Raw genomic sequence first — 23,127 nt, 5'->3', positions numbered from 1 at the left:
CAAGAGAAGATTAATGCCCCTCGAACGCCATCAGCGTGCGCACCGGGACGTCCATCGCGCGCAGCTTGGCGGCGCCGCCGAGATCGGGCAGGTCGACGATGAAGCAGGCGGCGACGATGTTGGCGCCGATCTGGCGCAATAGCTTCACCGCGCCCTCCGCGGTGCCGCCGGTCGCGATCAGATCGTCGACCAGGATCACGCGCTCGCCGGGCTGCACGGCGTCGGCATGCATCTCCATCTCGTCGATACCGTATTCCAGCGAGTAGGCGATCCGCACCGTGGTGTGCGGCAGCTTGCCCTTCTTGCGGATCGGCACGAAGCCGGCGGAGAGCTGATGCGCCACCGCGCCGCCGAGGATGAAGCCGCGCGCCTCGATGCCCGCGACCTTGTCGACCTTCGCCCCCGCCCAGGGATGCACCAGTTCGTCGACCGCGCGGCGGAAGGCGCGGGCATCGGCAAGCAGCGTCGTGATGTCGCGGAACAGGATGCCCTTCTTCGGGTAGTCCGGGATGGTGCGAACGGTCGCCTTGATGTCGTGGTCGAAGGTCATTGGTCTCGCAATCCTCAGTTGGCCGGCGGATTAAGCCGGAATGCATTCTCGACAATGCGCAGGCCCACCTCGTTGCCGAGCGACATCAGCGATTCCGGATGGAATTGCACGCCGCCGACCGGCAGGGTCTTGTGCTCGATCACCATCGCGACGCCGTCTTCGGTGGTCGCGGTCACCGCCAGCACCTCGGGCACGCTGTCGCGTTCGACATAGAGCGAGTGATAGCGGCCGATCACGATCTCATTGGGCAAATTCTGCATCAGCCTGCCGCCGCGGACCTGGACGCGCGACGGACGGCCATGCGCGGGCTGGCCGAGCTGGCCGAGCTGGCCGCCGAAATATTCGCCGATCGCCTGCACGCCGAGGCAGACGCCGAAGATCGGCAGCTTCTTTTCCAGCGCGGTGTCGATGGTTTTCGCGATGCCGAAATCCTCCGGGCGGCCCGGTCCGGGCGACAACACCAGCAAGTCCCAACCGCGCTGCTTCAGCATGTCCTGGGCATGGATGTGCCGGACCACGGTGACGTTGGCGCCGACCTGGCGGAAGTAATCCGCCAGCATGTGCACAAAACTGTCATCGTGATCGATCAAGAGCACGTTCTTGCCCGAGCCGGTGGCGTCAGGCGCGAAATCCGACAGCGGCTTCGGCGGATCGCCGCGCAGCGCCTGGAACAACGCCGCGGCCTTGACCTGGCACTCACGATCCTCGGCAGCGGGATCGGAATCAAACAGGCAGGTGGCGCCAACGCGTACCTCGGCGAGGCCGTCCTTCATGCGGATGGTGCGGATGGTGAGGCCGGTGTTGATGCTGCCGTCGAAATTGACGCAGCCGATCGCGCCGGCGTACCAGCGCCGCGGCGAGCGCTCATGGTCCTCGACGAACTGCATCGCCCACAATTTCGGCGCGCCGGTCACCGTCACGGCCCAGGCATGGGTGAGGAAGGCGTCGAGCGAATCGAAGCCCGGCCGCAGCATGCCCTCGACGTGATCGACGGTGTGGAACAGCTTTGAGTAGGTCTCGATCTGACGCCGCGCCAGCACCTTGATGGTGCCGGGCACGCAGACGCGCGCCTTGTCGTTGCGGTCGACGTCGGTGCACATGTTGAGCTCGAACTCGTCCTTCTCCGAGTTCAGGAGCTTGCGGATCTGTTCGGCATCGCCGATCGAGTCCGAACCGCGCGCGATGGTGCCCGAGATCGGACAGGTCTCGACCCGGCGGCCGTCGGAGCGCACGAACATCTCCGGCGAGGCGGAGACCAGGAATTCGCCGTCGCCGAGATTCATCAGCGCGCCATAGGGCGACGGATTGATGCGGCAGAGCCGCTGGAATACTTCCGCCGGCGAGCGCTCGCAGGGCTCGGCAAACAGCTGCCCGGGCACTGCCTCGAACAGGTCGCCGCGGGCGAACGCCGCGCGCGCCACTTCAACCGTCGCCTGGTATTCGCCCGGGGCGTGATCGGCAAAGCCCTGACGCCCGGTCTTGGCGTAGAGGCTCGGCGCGGTCTCGTGCGATTGGCCGGCGGTGGATTTGCCCTTCCACGCGAACTCGTAATTCAGCGCCACGCCGCGGCCGGTGGCGCGGTCATAGGCCAACAGGCGGTCCGGCACGTAAAGCACGATGTCGCGCTGGTCGGCCTCGCGGGCACGCTTCTGCACGATGTCCTCGATCTGGAACACGAGGTCGTAGGCGAAGGCGCCGAACAGGCCGAGCAGCGGATCGGCATTGGAGGTGAATGCCGCCACCATGTCGCGCACCAGCGACATCACGCTGGCGCGGCGGGTGCGCTGGTCCTCCTCGACCGGCGCGGCTCCGCGGATGATGTGGCCGGCGAGCCGCGTGGCGCTCCGCTCCGAGATCACGACGCAGGGCTCCCGCAAAACGTCGCCGAGGAAGGCGATCAGGACCTCGCCGCGCGGGTTCAGCGCCTGCAACGAGAAATCGGTGCCTGACGTCTCCAGCACCAGCGGCGGATCGGCAAAGCCGAGGTCAAAGCTCTCGTAACGGCCCGGCACCGTCGTGCCTGAGGACAGCACCACGCCGCGGCGGCGGTCCAAGAGCGCGATCAGCTCATCGAGGCGGTTGGCGCCGCCGGTGAACTGCTCGACCACGCGCGCAACCGCAAGGCCGCCATTGGTCAGGTATTCGCTCTTGGCCGGCAGGGAGAAGACTGTCCTGTTCATGTGATCCTCTTACGAAACTTGGGAAGAGAGCGCCACACAGGACAAACGAAGGGAGACCGTCGCACTGCGATGGCGACCTTCGACGTTTTTGAGAAATGAAAACGCACCGGCCACCTATGAGAAGGTGGGCCACCAACGACGGGATGGACTGGCAACGGTGCTCATGGCCGCTACTCACCACCGGGCGCGGGCCGTGTCAAGGGATCGCCCGACACCCCTGCCCCAAGGCGGGACGGCATTTTCGGGGTTTGAAGCGACGGGAATCCGCGTAGGATTTGACGAAATGGCGGCCGATCAGCCGCCCAAAAAACAGACAGATGGTGGAGGCGCAGATGGCGATTTTGGGTCTCGGATATGCCGGCTTCGGCTCCGACGCGCTCGACGACTGGCGGCAGTTCGGCACCGGCCTGGTCGGGCTGCAGGCGATCGAGCGCGGCAACTCGCTGCTCGCCTTCCGGATGGACGACCGCAAGCAGCGCATCGTGATCGACCGCGCCCAGGGCGAAGGGACAAGGTTCTTCGGCTGGGAGGTGGCGGATGCCGCGGCGCTGGACGCGCTGGCGGCGCGGCTGGAGCGCGCCGGCGTCGCCGTGACCACCGAACCGCAGGCGCTCGCAGATAGCAGGCGGGTGCACGGCCTGATCTCGTTCCAGGACCCGGCCGGCAACCGCCTGGAGGCGTTTCATGGCCCCGAGATCGACGACACGCCGTTCCGGCCGGGGCGCTCGATCTCCGGATTCCGCACCGGCGCGCTCGGGCTCGGCCATGCGGTGCTGACCGTCGAGAACATCGCGCCCGTGATGAGCTTCTATGTCGACGTGCTCGGCTTCGGCCTCAGCGACTACATCGAAAAACCATTCCGCGCCTATTTCTTCCACGTCAACGCGCGCCACCATTCGCTGGCGCTGATCGAGACCGGCACGAACGGCATGCATCATCTGATGGTGGAGTTGTTCTCGCTCGACGATGTCGGTCAGGCCTACGACATCGCGATGAAGGAAGACCGGGTCAACGTCACGCTCGGCCGTCACACCAATGATCTGATGACCTCGTTCTACGCCAAGTCGCCGTCAGCTTTCATGGTCGAGTGCGGTTGGGGCGGCCGCGAGATCGATCCCGCGAACTGGACGCCGTTCGAGATGCATGACGGCCCGAGCTTGTGGGGCCACGAGCGCGTCTGGCTGTCGCCGGAGGACCGCGCCGTCGCGCGCGAAATGCGGATGCGCGCTGCCTCGGAAGGCAAGCGCGCGCCGGTTCAAGTGCTGGAAGGCAATTTCAAGCTGATGTCGGGGACCTGCCCGTGGTGGGACGGGGTGAAGGCGGAACACTAGTTCTCCGTCGTCCCTGCGAAAGCAGGGACCCATACGCCGCGGCTTTGGTAAAGGGCACACCGGCAGTCATCTCGCCAGACAACGGCATCCCGTGGTTATGGGTCCCTGCTTTCGCAGGGACGACACAGCGTGTGCGGGACGCGTCTTTACCCCAGATGCTTCTTGAAGAAGTCCGTCGCCCGGTCCCAGGCCAGTTCCGCACACTGGCGGTCGTGCACCGACAGGCGCTGCTCGTTGCCGAAGCCGTGGTCGGCGTCATAGCGGTACAGCTCCAGCGATTTGCCGGCGGCCTTCATCGCTTTCTCGAAACCATCGACGAGCGCCGGCGTGCACCAGTCGTCCTTGGTGGCGAAATGGCCCTGCAGCGGAATTCTCACGTCGGCCGGCTTGGCCGCCTGCTCCGGCGGAATGCCGTAGAACGCCACACCGGCGGTCAGCTCCGGGATCTTGGTGGCGCCGATGATGGTCACCGCGCCGCCGAGGCAGAAGCCGGTCAGGCCGACCTTGGCGCCGTTCTTGCCGAGATATTGCGCGGCGCCGCGCACCGTCTGCGTGGTGGCGTCCATGAAGTCGAGCGAGTTCATCTCTTTGCCGGCCGCGTCGGTGTCGTGATACGGCACCACCTTGCCCTTGTAGAGATCGGGCGCCAGCGCATCGAAACCGGCCCGCGCGAAGCGGTCGCACATTCCCTTGATCTGGTCCTGCAGGCCCCACCATTCCTGGATCACGACGACCCCGGGCGCGTTGCCGCGCGCGGCGTTGGCGAGATAGCCTGACGCTTCCTTGCCGTCCGGACGCTTGAAGTTGATGCTGGTACCCATGAGTTCCTCCGCGATGTTTGCCGGCTGATTGGCCGGCATTTTGTCCGTACTCGGCGACGGACGCAATTGACGAGACTGTCATTCCGGGATGGTGCGTTAGCGCCAGACCTCAGATGCGCAATTGCGCACCTGCGGTTCGATGCTACGCATCGCCCCGGAATGACGTCATAAACAAAAAAGCCCCCGAAGGGGCTTTTTCAAACGCGCGATACCATACCCGAGGTCAGTGAGCGTTGGCCCAGACCTTGCGCTTGGTGAAGTACATCAGGATGGCGAAGATCACGAGGAAGAAGAACACCTGCATGCCGATCCGCTTGCGCTCTTCCATGCGCGGCTCGGCCGCCCACATCAGGAACGTGGTGACATCGTGCGCGTATTGCTTGACCGTCGCCGGCGAGCCGTCGTCGAAGGTCACCTGACCGTCGGACAGCGGCTTCGGCATCTTGATGGCGTGGCCGGGGAAGTACTTGTTGTAGTACGAGCCTTCCGGGATCGTCACGCCGGCCGGGGCCTTGTCCTCGAAGCCCTGCAGAACGGCGTCGACGTAGTCCGGGCCCTGCTCCTGGTACTGGGTGAAGAAGTCGATCACGAACTGCGGGAAGCCGCGCTTGTAGGACCGCGCCTTGGTGATCAGCGAGAGGTCCGGCGGTGCCGCGCCGCCATTGGCCACGCGCGCGGCCTGCTCGTTCGGGAACGGCGCCGGGAAGTAATCCGCCGGGCGGCCCGGGCGCTCGAACATCTCGCCCTGGTCGTTCGGGCCGTCCTTGATCTTGTACTCGGCCGCGAGAGCCGCCGCCTGCGCCTCCGAATAGCCGGGGCCACCGGCATCGGCGAGGTTGCGGAACGCGATATAGTTCAGGCCGTGGCAGGCCGAGCAGACTTCCTTGTAGACCTTCAGGCCACGCTGCAGCGAGCCGCGATCATACTTGCCGAAAGGGCCGGAGAACGACCAGCTTTGGGCGGGCGGGGCGTCGCCGCCCTCCTCGGCCTTGGCGTTCTGGGTGCTGCCGGCGAACAGGCCACCGGCCACCACCAGCGCAAGCATGACGGAGGCTGCGGTCGCGGCCCTGCCCTTGCTCTTCGCCAGCACGTCGTCGGCGATCGAGTTCGGCACCGGGCGCGGCGTCTCGATACGGGCGAGCAGCGGCAGCACGATCAGGAAGTAGGCGAAGTAGCACACCGTCAGGATCCGGCCGGCGATCACATAGATGCCTTCCGGCGGCTGCGAGCCGAGATAGCCGAGCAGGATGCAGACCACCACGAAGATCCAGAAGAACTGCTTGGCCAGCGGACGATACTTCGACGAACGGGTTCGTGCGTTGTCGAGCCAGGGCAGGAATGCCAAGACGATGATCGCACCGAACATGCACGCGACACCGGCGAGCTTGTTCGGGATCGAACGCAGGATCGCGTAGAACGGCAGATAGTACCATTCAGGCACGATGTGCGCCGGGGTCACGCCGGGGTTCGCCGGGATGTAGTTGTCGGCGTCGCCGAGGTAGTTCGGCATGTAGAAGATGAACCAGGCGAAGAAGATCAGGAAGCACGACACACCGAACGCGTCCTTGATCGTCGCATACGGCGTGAACGGCACGGTGTCCTTTTCGGTCTTGGCCTCGACGCCGGCCGGGTTGTTCTGACCCGCGACATGCAGCGCCCAGACGTGCAGCACGACCACGCCGGCGATCACGAACGGCAGCAGGTAATGCAGCGAGAAGAAGCGGTTCAGCGTCGGGTTACCGACCGAATAGCCGCCCCACAGCAGGGTCACGATGCTCTCGCCGAAATACGGCACGGCCGAGAACAGATTGGTGATGACGGTGGCGCCCCAGAAGCTCATCTGGCCCCACGGCAGCACGTAGCCCATGAAGCCGGTCGCCATCATCAGGAGGTAGATGATGACGCCGAGGATCCACAGTACCTCGCGCGGCTCCTTGTACGACCCGTAATAGAGGCCGCGGAACATGTGGATGTAGACGGCGAAGAAGAACATCGACGCGCCGCAGGCATGCATGTTGCGCAGCAGCCAACCGTAATTGACGTCGCGGACGATCAGCTCGACCGACTTGAAGGCGAGATCGGCGTGCGGTGTGTAGTGCATCGCCAGGATCACGCCGGTCAGGATCTGCAGCGCCAGCATCATCGAAAGGATGGCGCCGAAGGTCCACCAGTAGTTCAGGTTGCGCGGCGTCGGATAGGCCACGAACGAGGAGTGAACGAGGCCGAAGATCGGAAGGCGCCGTTCGATCCACTTCAAAGCGGGGTTGCTCGGTTGAAAATCAGATGGTCCGCTCATTGATGCGATCCTGAAGAAGAAAAACGACGCGATGGGTCCAAGGGGAAGCCGAAATCCCGGAGGGTCCGGGACTTAGCCGATCTGGATTTTGGTGTCGGTAAGGAAGGCGTAGGGCGGCACCGGCAGGTTGGCGGGCGCCGGCCCCTGGCGAATACGACCGGAGGAGTCGTATTGCGAGCCGTGGCAGGGGCAGAAGAAGCCGTCGTAATTGCCCTCATGGGCGATCGGGATACAGCCGAGATGGGTGCAGATGCCGATCACGACCAGCCACTGGTCGTGGCCTGCCTTGACGCGGGCCGAATCGGGCTGCGGATCGGGCAGGCTCGAGAGCGCCACGCTCTGGGCCTCCTGGATCTGCTTCTTGGTGCGATGGCTGATGTAGATCGGCTTGCCGCGCCAGAAGACCTTGATGTCCTGGCCCTCGGCGATCGGCGTCAGATCGACCTGGATCGGCGCGCCGGCCGCGATCGTCGCGGCATCCGGGTTCATCTGGGCAACCAGCGGCCAGACGGTCGCGGCTGCGCCGACGACGGCGGCAGCTCCGGTTGCAACAAAGAGAAAATCACGGCGTGTCGGATGGTCCGCCGAAGACGCTGTCGTCACGATTCCTAGCCCTTTCTTTTCTGCAGCCGGTGGAACCGCCCCGGAGACGCAGAACGCGCCCCAAGAAAGGCTGCCGGCGCCCGCGGCCCCCGCGGCGGCAGAAAACCACTATTCCCCACCCCAAATGGCGGAACAGCAGTCCAGAATCGTTCTATTGGCACCCTTGCCGGACGAGCGCAAGCCCGCTATCGGCTCGCACACGTGCAATGCACGAAATCCGCGCCAAGCGATGTTTTATTGAGACAATTTCATCCGGATTTCACAGGTCGCCCGCACCATGCAGATCGCGCTGTTCCAGCCTGACATCCCCCAGAATACAGGGACGATTCTGCGCCTCTGCGCCTGCCTGGACGTGGCAGCCCATATCATCGAACCGGCAGGGTTCGACACCTCGGACCGGAATTTCCGCCGGGCGGGTATGGACTATCTCGACCATGTGCGGTTGAAGCGTCACGACTCATGGTCGAAATTCGAGGAATGGCGGGCCGAGGCCGGATGCCGGCTGGTCCTGTTCACGACCAAGGCGGCGAAATCCTATCTTGATTTCGCGTATACGGCCTCCGATGTCCTGCTTTTCGGGCGCGAAACGGCAGGGGTAACCGAGGCGGTCGTGGCCGCCGCGGATGCGCGGCTGCTGATTCCGATCAAGCCGTCCCTGCGCTCGCTCAATGTGGCGGTCACCGCGGCCATGGCAGTCGGAGAAGCGCTGCGGCAGACCGGTTCAGGAATTGCCGGTTCGGTAACTTAAGGGATTTTTGGTGAGCTACGCGGTCAAGGAGATCTTTCTCACCCTACAGGGCGAAGGCGCCCATGCGGGCCGGGCCTCCGTGTTCTGCCGCTTCGCGGGCTGCAACCTCTGGACCGGCCGCGAGCAGGACCGCGCCGGGGCAGTCTGCCGGTTCTGCGACACCGATTTCGTCGGCACCGACGGCACGCTCGGCGGCCGCTATGCCGACGCAGCCGAGCTTGCCGGCACCATTGCCGCGCAATGGACCGGGGGCGAAGCCGACCGCTACGTGGTGCTGACTGGCGGCGAGCCGCTGCTGCAGGTCGATACCGCCCTGATCGAAGCCCTGCACGGCCACGGCTTTGCGATCGCGATCGAGACCAACGGCACCATCGCCCCGCCCGACGGGCTCGACTGGATCTGCGTCAGCCCCAAGGCCGCCTCCGAGCTCGTGGTGCGCAAGGGCCACGAGCTCAAGCTGGTCTATCCGCAGCCGGAGAACGCGCCGGAGGATTTTGCGGGGCTCGCCTTCGAGCGCTTCTCGCTGCAGCCGATGGACGGGCCCGACGTGATCGAGAATACCGAGCTTGCGATCGCATACTGCCTGAAGCACCCGCAGTGGCGCCTCAGCGTGCAGACGCACAAGACGCTCGGCATCAGATGAACTGACAGAACCGGATTGTTGAACGAGATGTGGGAATTGACGAAAGCGTTTCGGTTCGAAGCTGCGCATGCGCTATCCGGAACGACCTTTGGCACCGCCAGCGAGGAGATTCACGGTCACTCGTTTCGAGCCGAGGTTACCGTCCGCGGCACGCCCGATCCGAAAACCGGGATGGTGGTCGATCTCGGCCTGCTCGAACGAGCCATGGCCGAGGTGCAGAAGACGCTCGACCACAAGTTCCTCAACAAGATCGAGGCGATCGGTGTCCCGACGCTGGAGAATCTCTCACGCTTCATCTGGGAGCGGCTGCAACACGCGGGCAAGCTGACCCGCGTCAGCGTCCATCGCGACAGCTGCAACGAGAGCTGCACCTATTTCGGCCCGCAAGGTTAGCCATGCTGCCAACAGACCCCGCCATCATCGAAGACCGCAAGGCGCGTGCGCGCGGCTGGTTCGAGGCGCTGCGCAACGACATCTGCGCGGCCTTCGAGACGCTCGAGGACGACGCCCCCGCAGCGCTCTACCCCGGCAATGCCGGCCGGTTCGCGCGCACCCCCTGGGATCGCACCGACCATACCGGCAAGCCCGGCGGCGGCGGCGTGATGTCGATCATGAAGGGCCGGCTGTTCGAGAAGGTCGGCGTGCACTGCTCGACCGTGCATGGCGAATTCGCTCCCGAATTCCGCGCGCAGATTCCCGGCGCCGCCGACGATCCACGATTTTGGGCCTCCGGCATTTCGCTGATCGCGCATTTGCGCAATCCGAACGTGCCCGCCGTGCACATGAACACCCGCTTCGTCGTCACCACCAAGGCCTGGTTCGGCGGCGGCGCCGATTTGACGCCGGTGCTGAACCGGCGACGCACCCAGGAAGACCCCGATACGGTCGCCTTCCATGCCGCGATGAAAGAGGCCTGCAGCGGGCCGAACGGCGTCGCCGACTACGACAAGTACAAGAAATGGTGCGACGACTATTTCTATCTGCCACACCGCAAGGAAGCCCGCGGCATCGGCGGCATCTTCTATGACTGGCACGACAGCGGCGATTGGGAAGCCGATCTCGCCTTCACCCAGGACGTCGGGCGTAGCTTCCTGAAGATCTATCCCGACCTGGTGCGGCGCAATTTCGAGGCCGACTGGAGCGCGGAGGATCGCGACGAGCAGCTGATCCGCCGCGGGCGCTATGTCGAATTCAACCTGCTCTACGATCGCGGCACCATCTTCGGCCTGAAGACCGGCGGCAATGTCGATTCGATCCTGTCGTCGCTGCCGCCGGAGGTGAAATGGCCGTGACCAAGCTGCCGCGCGCGATGCTGATCGACATGGATGACACCATCCTGTCGGCCTATGGACGTCCCGAGATCGCCTGGAACACGATCACCACCGAGTTCGCCGCGGAGCTCGCTCCCCTGCCCCCGGACATGGTCGCGACCGCGCTCTTGGCCTATGCACGGCAATTCTGGTCGACGGCCGAGCCGATCTGGCGGATCAAGCTCGGCGAAGCGCGCCGGCTGACCGTGAAGGGCGGCTTCGCTCAGCTTGCGGCGGCCGGCCACCGTGCGCTGCCGGACGATCTTGCGGACCGCATCGCCGATCGCTTCACCGCCTATCGCGAGGAGGAGATGTTCGTCTTCCCCGGCGCGCATCAAGCGATCGATGCGTTCAAGGCGCTCGGCATCAAGCTCGCGCTGGTCACCAACGGCGCCGCCGACATGCAGCGCGCCAAGGTTGAGCGCTTCGCGCTCGGCCATCGCTTCGATCACATCCAGATCGAGGGTGAGCACGGTTTCGGGAAGCCCGAGGAGCGCGCCTACCTGCACGCGATGCAGGCGCTCGGCGTCACCGCATCGGATACCTGGATGATCGGCGACAATCTGGAGTGGGAAGTCGTGGCGCCGCAGCGGCTTGGCATCTACGCCATCTGGATGGACGTGCACGGTGTCGGGCTGCCGCCGGGATCGACGATCAAGCCCGACCGCATCATCCGCTCGCTGACCGAACTGGTTCCGGCCGCGCCGAAATAACGCAGCTTCTGTTTTCAGAGCAAATCCACCGCGCCAGGCGCCGGCCGTGATCGCACTGTCATCACCGGTCGCTAGCTTTCCGTCCGCGTCATCCAGCGCGGAGGGATAATCATGGAACTGAAACCAGGCGATGTCGTCATGCTGAAATCCGGCGGCCATCCGATCACGGTCGTGGAGGTCGACGAAGACAAGGTCGAGTGCCTGTGGATGGGCACGGACGGCGACCTGTTTCGCGAAACCCTGCCGCTCGTCGCACTCGAGTCGGCCGAAATCGATCCGGAAGACGATGAAGAGGAAGACGACGAGGACGAAGACAACGACGAGGAAGAAGAGGACGACGAAGACGAGGACGACGACGGCGACCGCAAGAAGAAGCGTAAGGCGGCTTGACAAGGCTGCGTGAGATTCAGGCGATGCTGCCCGGCGCGCCGCCGACAGCATCGCCACCGCTTCTGGTCAGAATGCGCGCAGCGCGCTCGAGATCATCACCACGCCGCCGGTGATCACGGCGGCATCGAGGATCGCGGTGTGGATATGCACCGGCATCCGCTCGACAAAGGCCCTGGCCAGGAACGCGCCGGGAATGGCGACCAGGCCGATCAGAAGCGCAAGCGCGAGCACCTGCGCGGTAATGACGCCGGTCAAACCGAACACCGAGATCTTGACCGCGGCACTTGTGAGCGAGATCACCGCATCGGTTGCGATCACAGCGGCGCCCTCGAGGCCCGCCGCCATCAATAGCGACAGCAGGATGACGCCCGAGCCCGCGGTGCCGCCGACCACGATGCCATAGCCGACAGCGCCGGCCGCAAGGCCGCGCTCACCGATCCTGACGCTGTGCTTGCGCAGCAGCCGCCTGAGCGGGACGCTCAGGATCAGCATGCCTCCGATCACGAGCGCGGCGCCGACGCTGGTCAGCCGCGTATAGCCGTACGCGCCAAGCGCCGTAGAGAATAGCGCCGCCGCGATCACGATGATCGCCTTGCGGCGGTCCGCAAATCTGACAAAGGCGACAAAGCGGCTGGAATTGGTGAAGATCGAAGAGATCGCAATGATCGGCACGACCGGCTCGGCGCCGACCATCGGCACCAGCACCAGCGGCATCAATGCGCCGGTGCCGTAGCCGGCGAGGCCTCCGATCACGGAAGCAAACAGGGCAACGGCTGCGACAAGAAATATTTGAAGGAGCGAGATGTCGGAGAAGCCGGAGAGAAAGTTCACAGTCGATGATCGCGGGTGAAACGAGAAACGGTCTGGTCGGCGATGCCAGACAGCACCTGCGGATCCAGCGGGAAATCCGCGGCAAGCCAAGCATCCTCGGCCAAGGTCAGTACATGCCCCAGCGCCGGTCCCTCGGCAATCCCGCGCGCGATGAAATCCGAAGCCCTCAAGGGAAAGTGAGGGGCGCGCCAGCGTTGCGGCAGCGTGGCGAGCGCGTGCCACTGCTCGACGTCGCGGTTCGCGCCGGTTCGCGCCCAGGCGAGCAGCAGCCGGTCGCGATAGGGCTCCTCGTCGAGCCGGTAGAGCCTGCGCTTGGCACGCGCCTCGTCCATGCCGGGCAGGCGCCACCAGCGATGGCCCATTGAGTCGAGCGCCTTGGCCTCGGCGTTGGAGAGCCGCAGCCGGCTCGCGATCCGCCGCGCGTCCTCGGTCACGGCGACCGTCAGCGCAGCCAGCCTGCGCGTCGCACTCGGCTTAAGCGCCATCAGCTGCTCGATCTCGATCATCGCCGCGAACGGCCCGGTATAGGCGACGCCGCCGAACAGCGGCAGCAGCAATCCGCCATCGCCCATCGCGACCACCGCGCCGGCGGCGCCGTTCGCGACCACGAGCTTGAGCATCTCCATCCGGATGCGCTCGGCCGAGAGGCCGGCAATCCCGGCGCGCCCGCTGATACAGGCGAGGTAGCCGGCGCGATCGACCTCGCCTGCGCCATAGGCGGCGTGGAAACGGAAGAAGCGCAGGATGCGCAAATAGTCCTCGGCAATCCGCTGCGCGGGATCGCCGATGAAGCGCACGCGCCTCGCCTCGATGTCGGCGAGACCGCCGACGTGATCATGCACGACGCCGGAGGCGTCGACCGACAGGCCATTGATGGTGAAGTCGCGCCGCTCGGCGTCGCGCACCCAGTCGCGCCCGAACGCCACCTTGGCCTTGCGGCCATAGGTCTCGGTGTCCTCGCGCAGCGTCGTCACCTCGAAGGGATGGCCGTCGACGACCAGGGTCACCGTGCCGTGCTCGATGCCGGTCGGCACGCTCTTGATGGCCGCCCGCTTGGCACGGCGGATCACCTCCTCCGGCAATGCGGTGGTGGCGATGTCGATGTCGGCAAGCGGAATCCGCATCAGCGCGTTGCGCACAGCGCCGCCGATCACCCGCGCTTCCTCGCCGTTGGCATTGAGCAGGCCGAGCACGCGCGCCGCGGGCCCCGAAGCGAGCCATGGCGCGTCGGACAACAGGCGCACCTCGCTCATTTCTCAGCTCCCGGCACCAGCCTGCCGTTCTCGATATGGGCGGGAACGTAGGTGGAGTTCGGCGGCGCGCCGGTCAATTCGGCGAGCAGCACGAAGCTCACGATGACCAGCACCAGCGCCGCCAGCGTCAGCTTCGCGATCATGTCGAGCGGCCAGGATGTCGGCAGCGTCACGCCGGACCGCGTCGCGATGAGGAAGATGGCATAGACCGCGAAAGGGATCAGGAAGATTCCGACCTCGGTCAACACCGTGCGGATCATGACAGATAGATCCGCTCATACAGCACCCGCAGGATGCCGGCGGTCGCGCCCCAGATGTAGCGCTCGGCGAACGGCATCGCGTAGTAGGACCGGTCCATGCCGCGGAATTCCTTGGTGTGGATCTGATGGTTCTCTGGGTTCATCAGGAAAGCGAGCGGCACCTCGAACGCATCGACGACCTCGGCCTCATTGATCTCTAGGGCAAATCCCGGCTTCACCCTGGCGACCGTCGGCAGGATGCGGAAGCCGAACGCGGTGCCATAGAGGTCGAGATAGCCGACAGGGTCGATGAATTCCCGCTTCAGCCCGACTTCTTCACAGGCTTCGCGCAGCGCCGCATCGAGCGGCGAGGCATCGGTGGCGTCGATCTTGCCGCCGGGAAACGAGATCTGACCGGCGTGGCTCGACAGATTGGGCGAACGCTGCGTCAACAGCACGGTCGGCTCGGGATGATCGACCACCGGGATCAGCACCGCCGCCGGCCGCACCGGCTGCTCCTGTGCGACGATCTCAAGCATGCGATCGTTGCCGGAATCTCCGGTGCGCGGAATGATATGCGGATCGACCAGACCCGGCGGCACTTCGAAATCGAGCCGCGTGCGGGCTCGCGCGAAGAATTCCGTCGAGCTGATCGTCGCCGGCTTCACCTTCAGCAACGGCTCGTTCAAAGTGCGCCCCTCACTTGGCTGGCATCGGCCATCGCGAAAAACTCGCCGCCGGACTCGATGCCGAACATCTCCTGACCATCGACCATCCGCTCCTCGCCCATGTCAACCAGATCGTAGTAGAGCGCGCGGGTGACTTTGGCCCACAGGTCGGCGCGGACATGCAGATAGGGCGTCAATCCGCCATCCGCGGCAGCCTCGAATCTGAGGCCGTGGCCCTTCTCGCAATCGACCCAGTCGTCGACATTGGTGCGGAACCGGAGCAAACGGCCGCGCGCGTCTTCCTCCGTCTGCATTTCCACCGCAAGGAACGGCGCGTCATCGACGCGGATGCCGACCTTCTCCACCGGTGTCACGAGAAAGTGCTTGCCGTCCTCGCGCTTCAGGATCGTGGAGAACAGCCGCACCAGCGCGGGGCGTCCGATCGGCGTTCCCATGTAGAACCAGGTGCCGTCGGGCGCGATTCGCATGTCGAGATCGCCGCAGAACGGCGGATTCCATAGATGAACCGGCGGCAGGCCCTTGCGTCCGGCTGGACCCGATGTCGCGGCTTGATTGGCGGCAGTGGTCAGCCCTTCGAGGCTCTTGCCTCCGAAGGCCTTGGTTTCGAGCCCCGTAGTTTCACTGCCGGAATCGCTCTGCCCTTGCTTCGCCATTGTTTGCCCTGAAGTTTCCCACCCTCAATCTGGCACAATTGGTGCACGTATCCTGAGATGTGGTCGGGATGTCATTCTCGCCACATCGTGATGCCGTTCATACCCTGAAATACCGATAAGGTGGGGATAGTTTAATTCAACGAATACATGGCCTTCGCATAGGTTTAGCATGCGGTCCATGTGGTGACGACGCGAGAATCGAGCGCATCGTCAAGAAGGAGCGGATCGAATGGCCGGTGCAGACAGCGTCGAAAAACTGGAAGATGTGATCGTCCGCTCGGCCGAGCAGGTCGCGAGCCAGATCAAGGCTGCCAAGGAAGCGGTCGCCACCGTCATCTTCGGCCAGGACCAGGTGATCGAAAACACCCTGGTGACGATCCTGTCCGGCGGCCACGCGCTGCTGATCGGCGTCCCCGGCCTCGCCAAGACCAAGCTGGTCGAGACGCTCGGCGTCACGCTCGGGCTCGACGCCAAGCGCATCCAGTTCACGCCCGACCTGATGCCATCGGACATTCTCGGCGCCGAAGTGCTCGACGAGAGCTCCGCCGGCAAGCGTTCGTTCCGCTTCATCTCGGGTCCGGTGTTCGCGCAGCTCCTGATGGCCGACGAGATCAACCGCGCCAGCCCGCGCACCCAGTCGGCGCTGCTGCAAGCCATGCAGGAGCAGCACATCACCATTGCCGGCGCGCGGCACGATTTGCCGAAGCCGTTCCACGTGCTCGCGACGCAGAATCCGCTCGAGCAGGAAGGCACCTATCCGCTGCCCGAGGCGCAGCTCGACCGCTTCCTGATGGAAATCGACGTCGACTATCCCGATCGCGACGCCGAGCGGCGCATCCTGTTCGAAACCACCGGTGCCGATGAGACGCTCGCCAAGGCGTCGATGGACGCCGAGACGCTAATCACCGCGCAACGCCTGGTGCGCCGCCTGCCGGTCGGCGATTCCGTGGTCGAGGCGATCCTGACGCTGGTGCGCGCCGCGCGCCCCGGCACCGAGGGCGGCGAAGCCGGCAAGCTGATCGCCTGGGGACCCGGTCCCCGCGCCAGCCAGGCCCTGATGCTGGCGGTGCGCGCCCGCGCGCTGCTTGACGGCCGGCTCGCGCCGTCGATCGACGACGTGCTCGATCTCGCCGAGCCCGTGCTCAAACATCGCATGGCGCTGACCTTCTCGGCGCGCGCCGAGGGCCGCACCATTCCTGACGTGATCAAGCAGCTGAAGACGCGGATCGGTTGATGGCGGCAGACAACAGGCACCAGAACGAGGAGATCCTGGCGGTTCGACGTGCCGATGGCGAAAGCCGAACGCTCGCCGCATCGCTGCCGCGTCTTGTGCTTGAGGCCCGCCGTGTCGCCGCCAACGTCATCCATGGCCTGCATGGCCGCCGCCGCGCCGGCTCGGGCGAGAATTTCTGGCAATACCGCCGCTTCGTATCCGGCGAGCCGTCGCAGCGCGTCGACTGGCGCCGCTCGGCACGCGATGACCATCTCTATGTCCGCGAGCAGGAGTGGGAGGCCGCACACACGGTGTGGATCTGGCCCGACCGCTCGCCCTCGATGGCCTTTGCCTCGCGCGAGGCACGCGACAGCAAGCTGGAGCGCGGACTGATCGTCGCCTTCGCGCTTGCCGAGCTGCTCGTTGCGGGCGGAGAACGCGTCGGCATTCCCGGCCTGCTGAACCCGACCGCAAGCCTCAACGTGATCGACAAGATGGCGGAGGCGATGTTGCACGACGAGACGACGCGCGCGAGCCTGCCGCCGTCCTTCGTGCCGTCGTCGCTGGCCGAAGTCGTCGTGCTGTCGGATTTCTGGTCGCCGATCGCGGAGATCACGACCATGCTGGCCGGGCTCGCCTCGTCGGGCGCGCACGGCACGATGATCCAGGTCGTCGATCCCGCCGAGGAGAGCTTTCCTTATTCGGGCCGCGTCGAATTCGTCGAGCCGGAGGCCGGCAGCGTCATCACCGCGGGCCGCGCCGAGAGCTGGGCGAGCGACTATGTCGCGCGCGTCGCGCTGCATCGCGACCAGATCCGTGCCGAGACCAACCGGCTCGACTGGCTGTTCTCGACCCACACCACCAGCCGCTCCGCGGCCGAACTGCTGCTGTTCCTGCACGCCGGCATGATGGTGAGCAAGGGCGGCGGCCGCTCAACCGTCAAGGCGGGACGCAGCGCATGATCGCAGGCCTCCCGCTCTCCTTCGCCGAACCATTGCTGCTATTGGGGCTGGTCAGCCTGCCGGTGCTGTGGTGGCTGTTGCGTGTGATGCCGCCGCGGCCGCGCCGGATCGAATTCCCGCCGACGCGGCTGCTGTTCGACATCGCGCCCAAGGAGGAGACGCCGTCGCGCACGCCGTGGTGGCTGACGCTGCTGCGGCTCGCCGCCGCCGCGCTGGTGATCTTCGCCGCCGCTGGGCCGATCTGGAATCCGCAGACCGGCGTTGCCGCCGGCAAGCAGCCGCTGGTGATCCTGCTCGACGACGGCTGGAGCGCGGCCTCGAGCTGGGATGCGCGGATCAAGGCCGCGGACGAGCTCGTCACCAATGCCGACAGCGACCGCCGCGGCGTCGCGCTGGTGCCGCTGTCCGAGCCGACGCGCGACATCACGCTGATGCCGGCCGGCGCCGCGCGCGTCGCGCTGCGCCAGCTTGCGCCAAAACCCTACTCGGTCGACCGCGTTGAAACCCTGGCGACGCTGGAACGTTTCCTCAAATCGACCGGCGACTGCGACATCGCCTGGCTGTCCGACGGCGTCGACACCGGCCGCGGCAGCGAATTCACCGAAGGTCTCGGCAAGGTGATCGAGAGCCGCAATCTGACGATCTATGCCGGCGGCGCGCAATCCGCGCAAGCGCTGGTCGCGGCCGAGAACGCCGCCGCCAAGATGACGGTGAAGGTGTTGCGCACCGAGAGCGGCATCGCGGCTGGTACGGTGCGCGCGGTCGACGCCAAGGGCTCGCCGATCGGCGAGGCCCGCTACGCATTCGGCCCGCAGGAGCGCGAGACCGAAGCCGCCTTCGATCTTCCGGTCGAATTGCGCAACGACATCGCGCGCCTCGAAATCTCCGGTGAGCATTCGGCCGGCGCCGTGCAGCTGCTCGACCGGCGCTGGCGCCGCCGCGCCATCGGCGTGGTCTCGGGCGCGAGCAACGACACCGCCCAGCCGCTGCTGGCCTCGACCTTCTATCTCTCCCGCGCGCTGTCGCCCTTCGCCGACGTCAGGCTCGGCGATCGCGGCGCGCCGCAGCAGGTGATCGGACAATTCCTCGACCAGCGGCTGCCGATGATCGTGATGGCCGATGTCGGCACGCTGTCGCCGGAGATCCGCGACCGGCTCAATGCCTGGATCGAGCAAGGCGGCGTGCTGGTGCGCTTCGCAGGCCCTCGCCTCGCCCAGGCCGATGACGACCTCGTTCCCGTCAAGCTGCGCCGCGGCGGACGCACGCTCGGCGGCAGCCTGACCTGGGAGAAGCCGCAACACATGGCCTCGTTCGCCGCCGACGGCCCGTTCACTGGCCTCACCGTGCCGAAGGACATCACCGTGAGCCGCCAGGTGCTGGCCGAGCCCGACGCCGTGCTCGCGACCAAGAGCTGGGCCTCGCTGGAGGACGGCACGCCGCTCGTCACCGGCGAGCGTCGCGGCAAGGGCGTGGTCAGCCTGTTCCACGTCGGCGCCGACATGCGCTGGTCTGACCTGCCGATGTCCGGCACTTTCGTAGAGATGCTGCGCCGGCTGATCGACATGTCCGGCTACACCTCCAAGCCCGGCCCTGGCGTCGCCAGCGATCCCAACGCCGAGACGGTGGCGCCGCTGCGCACGCTCGACGGCTTCGGCGCCTTCGGCCCGCCGCCGTCGACCGCCAAGCCGATGTCGGCGGACTATCGCGACCGCGGCACCTCGGACCATCCGCCCGGCTTCTACGGCACCGCCGAGAGCCCGATCGCGGTCAACACGCTGGCCTCCGCCGACCGCATCGCGCCGCTCGATACCTCCGGCCTGCGCGCGAAGCATGCGACCTACACCAATACCGAGCCGCGTGACCTGCGCGGCATCATGCTGTCGACGGCGCTGGCGCTGTTCCTGCTCGATGCGATCGTGGTGGCGATGCTCGGCGGCGGCCTTGCCGCGCTGATCCGGCGGCGCGCCGCGCCGGCGGTGCTTGCCTTGGCCTTCATCCTTGCCACCATGATGGTGCCGTCGCCGACGCGCGCCCAGAACGCCAGCAGCGATGACTTCGCCATCAAGGCGGTGTCGCAGACGCGGCTGGCCTATGTCGTGACCGGCAATGCCGACGTCGATTCCATCGTCAAGGCCGGGATGTCCGGCCTGACGTTGTTCCTCGGCCAGCGCACCGCACTGGAAGCCGGCGATCCCGTCGGCATTGATCCCGCGCGCGACGAGCTGGCATTCTTCCCGCTGATCTACTGGCCGATCGTGCCGGGCGCGCCGAAGCCGGCGCAGGACGCCATCAACAAGATCGACGCCTACATGAAGCAGGGCGGCACCGTGATCTTCGACACCCGCGACGCCGTCGAGGCGCCGCCGGGCGACAATGGCGCGTCGCAGACGCCGGGCATGCAGACGCTGCGCGAATTGCTGTCGACCCTCGACGTGCCCGAGCTCGAGCCGGTGCCGCGCGAGCACGTGCTGACCAAGACGTTCTATCTGCTGCGCGACTTCCCCGGCCGCTTCAACTCGGGCCAGACCTGGGTCGAGGCGCTGCCGCGCGAGGATGACGAGGAAGCCGCACAGCGCCCGGCGCGTGGCGGCGACGGCGTCTCGCCGATCATCATCACGTCCAACGATCTCGCCGGCGCCTGGGCGATCCGTCCCGACGGGCAGCCGATGCTGCCGCTGACCCCGGGCGAGCCGCGCCAGCGCGAATTCGCCTTCCGCGCCGGCGTCAACATCGTGATGTACACGCTGACCGGCAACTACAAGGCCGACCAGGTGCACGCGCCTGCCCTGATCGAGCGGCTGGGACAATGAGCACCACCGTCATCCTGAGGTGCGAGCCTTGCGGCGCAATTGCGCCGCTGGGCGAGCCTCGAAGGATGGCCGCAAACACATCCTTCGAGGCGCGCCGCAAGTGCGACGCGCACCTCAGGATGACGCCAACTTCGCTGGGTGGATAAAATGAACTACGGTATCGCGTTCACACCGCTGGTTCCCTCACTCGTGCTGTGGATCGCGCTCGGCGCGATCGTCGTCATCGCGGCACTGCTGTTGCTGTCGCGCGCGCGCGGCGCCGCGGTACGTGTCGCCGCGCTGGCGCTGATCCTGCTTGCGCTGGCCAATCCCTCCTTCACCCGCGAGGACCGCGAGCCGCTGACCTCGGTCGCCGCCGTGGTGATCGACAAGAGCCCGAGCCAGAATTTCGGCACCCGCAACCAGGAGACCGACAAGGCACGGCAGGCGCTGGTCGACAGCCTGAAGCAGGTCAAGGGCCTCGAGGTGCGCGTCGTCGAGGCCGGCCAGGCCGACGGCGAAACCGACGGAACAAAGCTGTTCGGCGCGCTGACGTCGGCACTGTCGGACGTTCCGGTCGAGCGCGTCGCCGGCGCGTTCATGATCACCGACGGCCGCGTGCACGATATTCCCGCCAACGCCCAGGCGCTCGGCTTCCAGGCGCCGGTGCACGCCTTGATCACCGGCCGCAAGGACGAGCGCGACCGCCGCATCGCGATCACGGCCGCACCGCGCTTCGGCATCGTCGGCCAGACCCAGACCATCACCTACCGGCTCGACGACCAGGGCGTCACCGGCGAGCGCGCCAAGGTCACGATCCGCCGCGACGGCGAGGTGATCAACGAGCGCACGCTGAGCAGCGGCCAGACCTCGAGCGTCGACATCGACATCAAGCATGCCGGTCCCAACATCGTCGAGATCGAGGCCTCGCCGCTCGAGAACGAGTTGACGCCGGTCAACAACCGCGCCGTGGTGGCGATCGACGGCGTGCGCGACAAGCTGCGCGTGCTGCTGGTGTCCGGCGAACCGCATGCCGGCGAGCGTACCTGGCGCAACCTCTTGAAGTCCGACCCCAGCGTCGATCTCGTGCACTTCACCATTCTTCGCCCGCCGGAGAAGCAGGACGGCACGCCGATCAACGAGCTGTCGCTGATCGCGTTTCCGACCCGTGAGCTGTTCCAGCAGAAGATCAACGAATTCCAGCTGATCATCTTCGACCGCTACGCCCGCCAGGGCGTGCTGCCGATCGCCTATTTCGACAACATCGCGCGCTATGTCCGCTCCGGCGGCGCGGTGCTGGTGTCGGCCGGTCCCGATTACGCCTCGACCACCAGCATCTGGCGCACGCCGCTGGATTCGGTGCTGCCGGCCGAGCCGGTCGGCGTCACCGAGAAGCCGTTCTACGCGCATCTGAGCGATGCCGGGAAACGTCACCCGGTGACGCGCGGGCTGGAAGGCTCGAATGCCGAGCCGCCGCATTGGAGCCGGTTCTTCCGCACCGTCGACACCCGCAACGCGATCAACCCGCCGGTCATGACCGGCGCCGACGGCAAGCCGCTGCTGCTGCTGTCGCGGTTCGGCGAAGGCCGGGTCGCGCTGCTGCTCTCCGACCATATCTGGCTGTGGGCGCGCGGCTATGAAGGCGGCGGACCGCATCTCGATCTGCTGCGGCGGGTGTCGCACTGGCTGATGAAGCAGCCCGACCTCGACGAAGAGGCGCTGCGCATGCAGGTGCAGGGCAAGGATCTCATGGTGGTGCGGCAGACCATGGCCGACACCGTCGCGCCGGTCACCGTGACGTCGCCGAGCGGCGCCACGCATGAACTGACTTTGACCGCGGGCGATCCCGGCGAGTGGCGCGCAACATTGCCCGCGAGCGAGCTCGGCCTGTGGCAGGCCACCGACGGCACACTGAAGGCGCTGATCAATGTCGGCCCGACCAACCCGAAGGAATTCTCGGAAGTCACCTCGACCACCGACATGCTGAAGCCGCTGGCGCAGGCGACCGGCGGCGACGCGCGGCGCATCGTCGACGGATCGAGCCTCGACATGCCGCGCATCGTGCCGGTGCGCGCGTCGACGATCTTCCGCGGCGACGGCTGGCTCGGCGTCAAGATGCGCGACGCCAGCGTGGTCAAGGGCGTCGGCGTGCTGCCGATGTTCGCCGGCCTGGTCGGCCTGCTGCTGTTGCTCGGCGCATTCGCGGCAACCTGGCTGCGTGAGGGACGCTGAGTCCGGTCGGGGCTCGCGTCTGCGTTGCGGCAAACACACACCGGCAACACATCGACACAGTGTGTCTGAACGTTGGTTGACATCGCGTCCGCCATCCGATGTTATAATGTAACATCGGGACCGCTGGGGTATTCGCGCGCTCCCGACTGGGTGGGCGCTATCGCATGAAGTGGTTCCGGAGGCGCATCAAGACTGGCTCGCGGCTGGCGCTGTTCGCGCTCGCCGTCCAGTTCGTGCTGTCGTTCGGGCACTTCCACCCCATTGCGGCCGTGCAAGCGGCGCCCGCGGTCCAGACCGGCCTGTCGCTGCTCGATCTCGCCTATATCGGGACCTCGGCGACGCCGGACCTTGCGGTCCAGGTGAACGGGACCGCGCCGCCCACGAGGCACGACAACGACCGGCATCCGGCGGATCATTGCGCAATCTGCACCGTCATCTCGCTCGCGAGCAGCATGCTGTTCACGGCGCCGCCGGTGCTGTTGCTGCCGGAAGCCGTCGAGCTTCTGTTCCGCACCACCAATGCCGAATTCGTCCATCTGAAGTCGGCGCCTGCGGCCTTCCACTCCCGCGCACCTCCCTTGTCCTGACATCGACTGATTGCTGCACGCCCTGAGCGGACGGCCGCGCCACAGTTGCGGCCTGCTCCGCCAGGGCAAATCGGGATCGATCCGTCATTTCGAC

At 66.1% G+C, this 23,127-nt stretch carries 22 protein-coding genes; 12 read left to right on the top strand and 10 right to left on the bottom strand.

From position 1 onward, the window contains the following. Positions 1–10: 10 nt before the first annotated feature. On the bottom strand, positions 11–550 hold the full coding sequence (locus JQ573_RS25830; protein WP_212315561.1) for an adenine phosphoribosyltransferase: 540 nt from the start codon (positions 548–550) through the stop codon (positions 11–13). A gap of 14 nt (positions 551–564) precedes the next feature. Then, complete coding sequence (locus JQ573_RS25825) at positions 565–2,730, bottom strand: anthranilate synthase component I (protein WP_212315563.1); 2,166 nt, start codon at positions 2,728–2,730, stop codon at positions 565–567. Between the two features lie 332 nt (positions 2,731–3,062). Here JQ573_RS25825 and JQ573_RS25820 point away from each other — a divergent pair, with 332 nt between their 5' ends. Further along, on the top strand, positions 3,063–4,061 hold the full coding sequence (locus JQ573_RS25820) for a VOC family protein (RefSeq protein WP_249132275.1): 999 nt from the start codon (positions 3,063–3,065) through the stop codon (positions 4,059–4,061). A 146-nt stretch (positions 4,062–4,207) separates the two neighbouring features. Here the strand turns inward: JQ573_RS25820 and JQ573_RS25815 are convergent, their stop codons facing one another. The 3 genes from JQ573_RS25815 to petA all read right to left on the bottom strand — a co-directional run bounded on the left by JQ573_RS25815 (position 4,208) and on the right by petA (position 7,781). Further along, entirely contained in the window at positions 4,208–4,882 is a 675-nt protein-coding gene (locus JQ573_RS25815; RefSeq protein WP_212315567.1) for a dienelactone hydrolase family protein, read from the bottom strand. Positions 4,883–5,105: 223 nt separating this feature from the next. Then, on the bottom strand, positions 5,106–7,178 hold the full coding sequence (locus tag JQ573_RS25810; protein WP_212315569.1) for a cytochrome c1: 2,073 nt from the start codon (positions 7,176–7,178) through the stop codon (positions 5,106–5,108). 72 nt (positions 7,179–7,250) lie between these two features. Continuing rightward, complete coding sequence (gene petA / locus JQ573_RS25805; RefSeq protein ID WP_173641229.1) at positions 7,251–7,781, bottom strand: ubiquinol-cytochrome c reductase iron-sulfur subunit; 531 nt, start codon at positions 7,779–7,781, stop codon at positions 7,251–7,253. A 277-nt stretch (positions 7,782–8,058) separates the two neighbouring features. On the opposite strand from petA, the gene JQ573_RS25800 reads away from it, so the two are divergent. The 6 genes from JQ573_RS25800 (at position 8,059) to JQ573_RS25775 (ending at position 11,585) form a co-directional block, all read left to right on the top strand. Further along, positions 8,059–8,529, top strand: coding sequence for a tRNA (cytidine(34)-2'-O)-methyltransferase (locus tag JQ573_RS25800; RefSeq protein WP_212315570.1), 471 nt, complete (start codon positions 8,059–8,061; stop codon positions 8,527–8,529). A 10-nt stretch (positions 8,530–8,539) separates the two neighbouring features. Further along, entirely contained in the window at positions 8,540–9,172 is a 633-nt protein-coding gene (gene queE / locus JQ573_RS25795; protein ID WP_212315571.1) for a 7-carboxy-7-deazaguanine synthase, read from the top strand. A 27-nt stretch (positions 9,173–9,199) separates the two neighbouring features. Beyond that, positions 9,200–9,565, top strand: a complete 366-nt coding sequence (locus tag JQ573_RS25790) for a 6-carboxytetrahydropterin synthase (RefSeq protein WP_092126881.1) — start codon at positions 9,200–9,202, stop codon at positions 9,563–9,565. A gap of 2 nt (positions 9,566–9,567) precedes the next feature. Continuing rightward, a complete protein-coding gene (gene hemF, locus JQ573_RS25785; protein WP_212315572.1) occupies positions 9,568–10,464 on the top strand; it encodes an oxygen-dependent coproporphyrinogen oxidase in 897 nt (298 codons plus the stop codon). Then, positions 10,455–11,195, top strand: coding sequence for an HAD family hydrolase (locus JQ573_RS25780; protein WP_212315573.1), 741 nt, complete (start codon positions 10,455–10,457; stop codon positions 11,193–11,195). Before hemF ends, JQ573_RS25780 begins: the two co-directional genes overlap by 10 nt. Before the next feature lie 138 nt (positions 11,196–11,333). Next, the gene (locus JQ573_RS25775) at positions 11,334–11,585 is read left to right on the top strand and encodes a DUF2158 domain-containing protein (RefSeq protein ID WP_229164830.1); all 252 of its coding nucleotides are present in this window, start codon (positions 11,334–11,336) and stop codon (positions 11,583–11,585) included. Between the two features lie 66 nt (positions 11,586–11,651). On the opposite strand, the gene JQ573_RS25770 is transcribed toward JQ573_RS25775, so the two are convergent. From JQ573_RS25770 to JQ573_RS25750, 5 genes are read right to left on the bottom strand one after another with little or no spacing between them, the layout of a single operon-like run. Next, a complete protein-coding gene (locus tag JQ573_RS25770; protein WP_212315575.1) occupies positions 11,652–12,416 on the bottom strand; it encodes a sulfite exporter TauE/SafE family protein in 765 nt (254 codons plus the stop codon). Next, positions 12,413–13,669 carry a CCA tRNA nucleotidyltransferase gene (locus tag JQ573_RS25765; RefSeq protein ID WP_212315576.1) on the bottom strand — a complete coding sequence of 419 codons (1,257 nt, stop codon included), beginning with the start codon at positions 13,667–13,669 and terminating at the stop codon, positions 12,413–12,415. The genes JQ573_RS25770 and JQ573_RS25765 overlap by 4 nt, the downstream gene beginning before the upstream one ends. Then, positions 13,666–13,929, bottom strand: a complete 264-nt coding sequence (locus JQ573_RS25760) for a DUF6111 family protein (RefSeq protein ID WP_212315578.1) — start codon at positions 13,927–13,929, stop codon at positions 13,666–13,668. Before JQ573_RS25760 ends, JQ573_RS25765 begins: the two co-directional genes overlap by 4 nt. Next, positions 13,926–14,561 carry a CoA pyrophosphatase gene (locus JQ573_RS25755; RefSeq protein ID WP_373852386.1) on the bottom strand — a complete coding sequence of 212 codons (636 nt, stop codon included), beginning with the start codon at positions 14,559–14,561 and terminating at the stop codon, positions 13,926–13,928. Before JQ573_RS25755 ends, JQ573_RS25760 begins: the two co-directional genes overlap by 4 nt. 32 nt (positions 14,562–14,593) lie before the next feature. Continuing rightward, the gene (locus tag JQ573_RS25750; RefSeq protein WP_249132271.1) at positions 14,594–15,250 is read right to left on the bottom strand and encodes a DUF1285 domain-containing protein; all 657 of its coding nucleotides are present in this window, start codon (positions 15,248–15,250) and stop codon (positions 14,594–14,596) included. 229 nt (positions 15,251–15,479) lie between these two features. On the opposite strand from JQ573_RS25750, the gene JQ573_RS25745 reads away from it, so the two are divergent. The 5 genes from JQ573_RS25745 (at position 15,480) to JQ573_RS25725 (ending at position 23,033) form a co-directional block, all read left to right on the top strand. Further along, a complete protein-coding gene (locus JQ573_RS25745) occupies positions 15,480–16,484 on the top strand; it encodes a MoxR family ATPase (RefSeq protein ID WP_212315582.1) in 1,005 nt (334 codons plus the stop codon). Beyond that, positions 16,484–17,425 carry a DUF58 domain-containing protein gene (locus JQ573_RS25740; protein ID WP_212315584.1) on the top strand — a complete coding sequence of 314 codons (942 nt, stop codon included), beginning with the start codon at positions 16,484–16,486 and terminating at the stop codon, positions 17,423–17,425. Before JQ573_RS25745 ends, JQ573_RS25740 begins: the two co-directional genes overlap by 1 nt. Then, the gene (locus JQ573_RS25735) at positions 17,425–20,235 is read left to right on the top strand and encodes a DUF4159 domain-containing protein (RefSeq protein ID WP_212316427.1); all 2,811 of its coding nucleotides are present in this window, start codon (positions 17,425–17,427) and stop codon (positions 20,233–20,235) included. The genes JQ573_RS25740 and JQ573_RS25735 overlap by 1 nt, the downstream gene beginning before the upstream one ends. Positions 20,236–20,382: 147 nt before the next feature. After that, positions 20,383–22,446, top strand: a complete 2,064-nt coding sequence (locus JQ573_RS25730) for a hypothetical protein (RefSeq protein ID WP_212315586.1) — start codon at positions 20,383–20,385, stop codon at positions 22,444–22,446. Positions 22,447–22,610: 164 nt separating this feature from the next. After that, a complete protein-coding gene (locus tag JQ573_RS25725) occupies positions 22,611–23,033 on the top strand; it encodes a DUF2946 family protein (protein WP_212315588.1) in 423 nt (140 codons plus the stop codon). Positions 23,034–23,127 lie beyond the last annotated feature (94 nt).

Source organism: Bradyrhizobium sp. AUGA SZCCT0105 (assembly GCF_018129565.1).
Classification (GTDB): domain Bacteria; phylum Pseudomonadota; class Alphaproteobacteria; order Rhizobiales; family Xanthobacteraceae; genus Bradyrhizobium.
The sequence above is the reverse complement of the archived record's forward strand: the minus strand, read 5'-3'. Positions and strand labels throughout refer to the sequence as shown.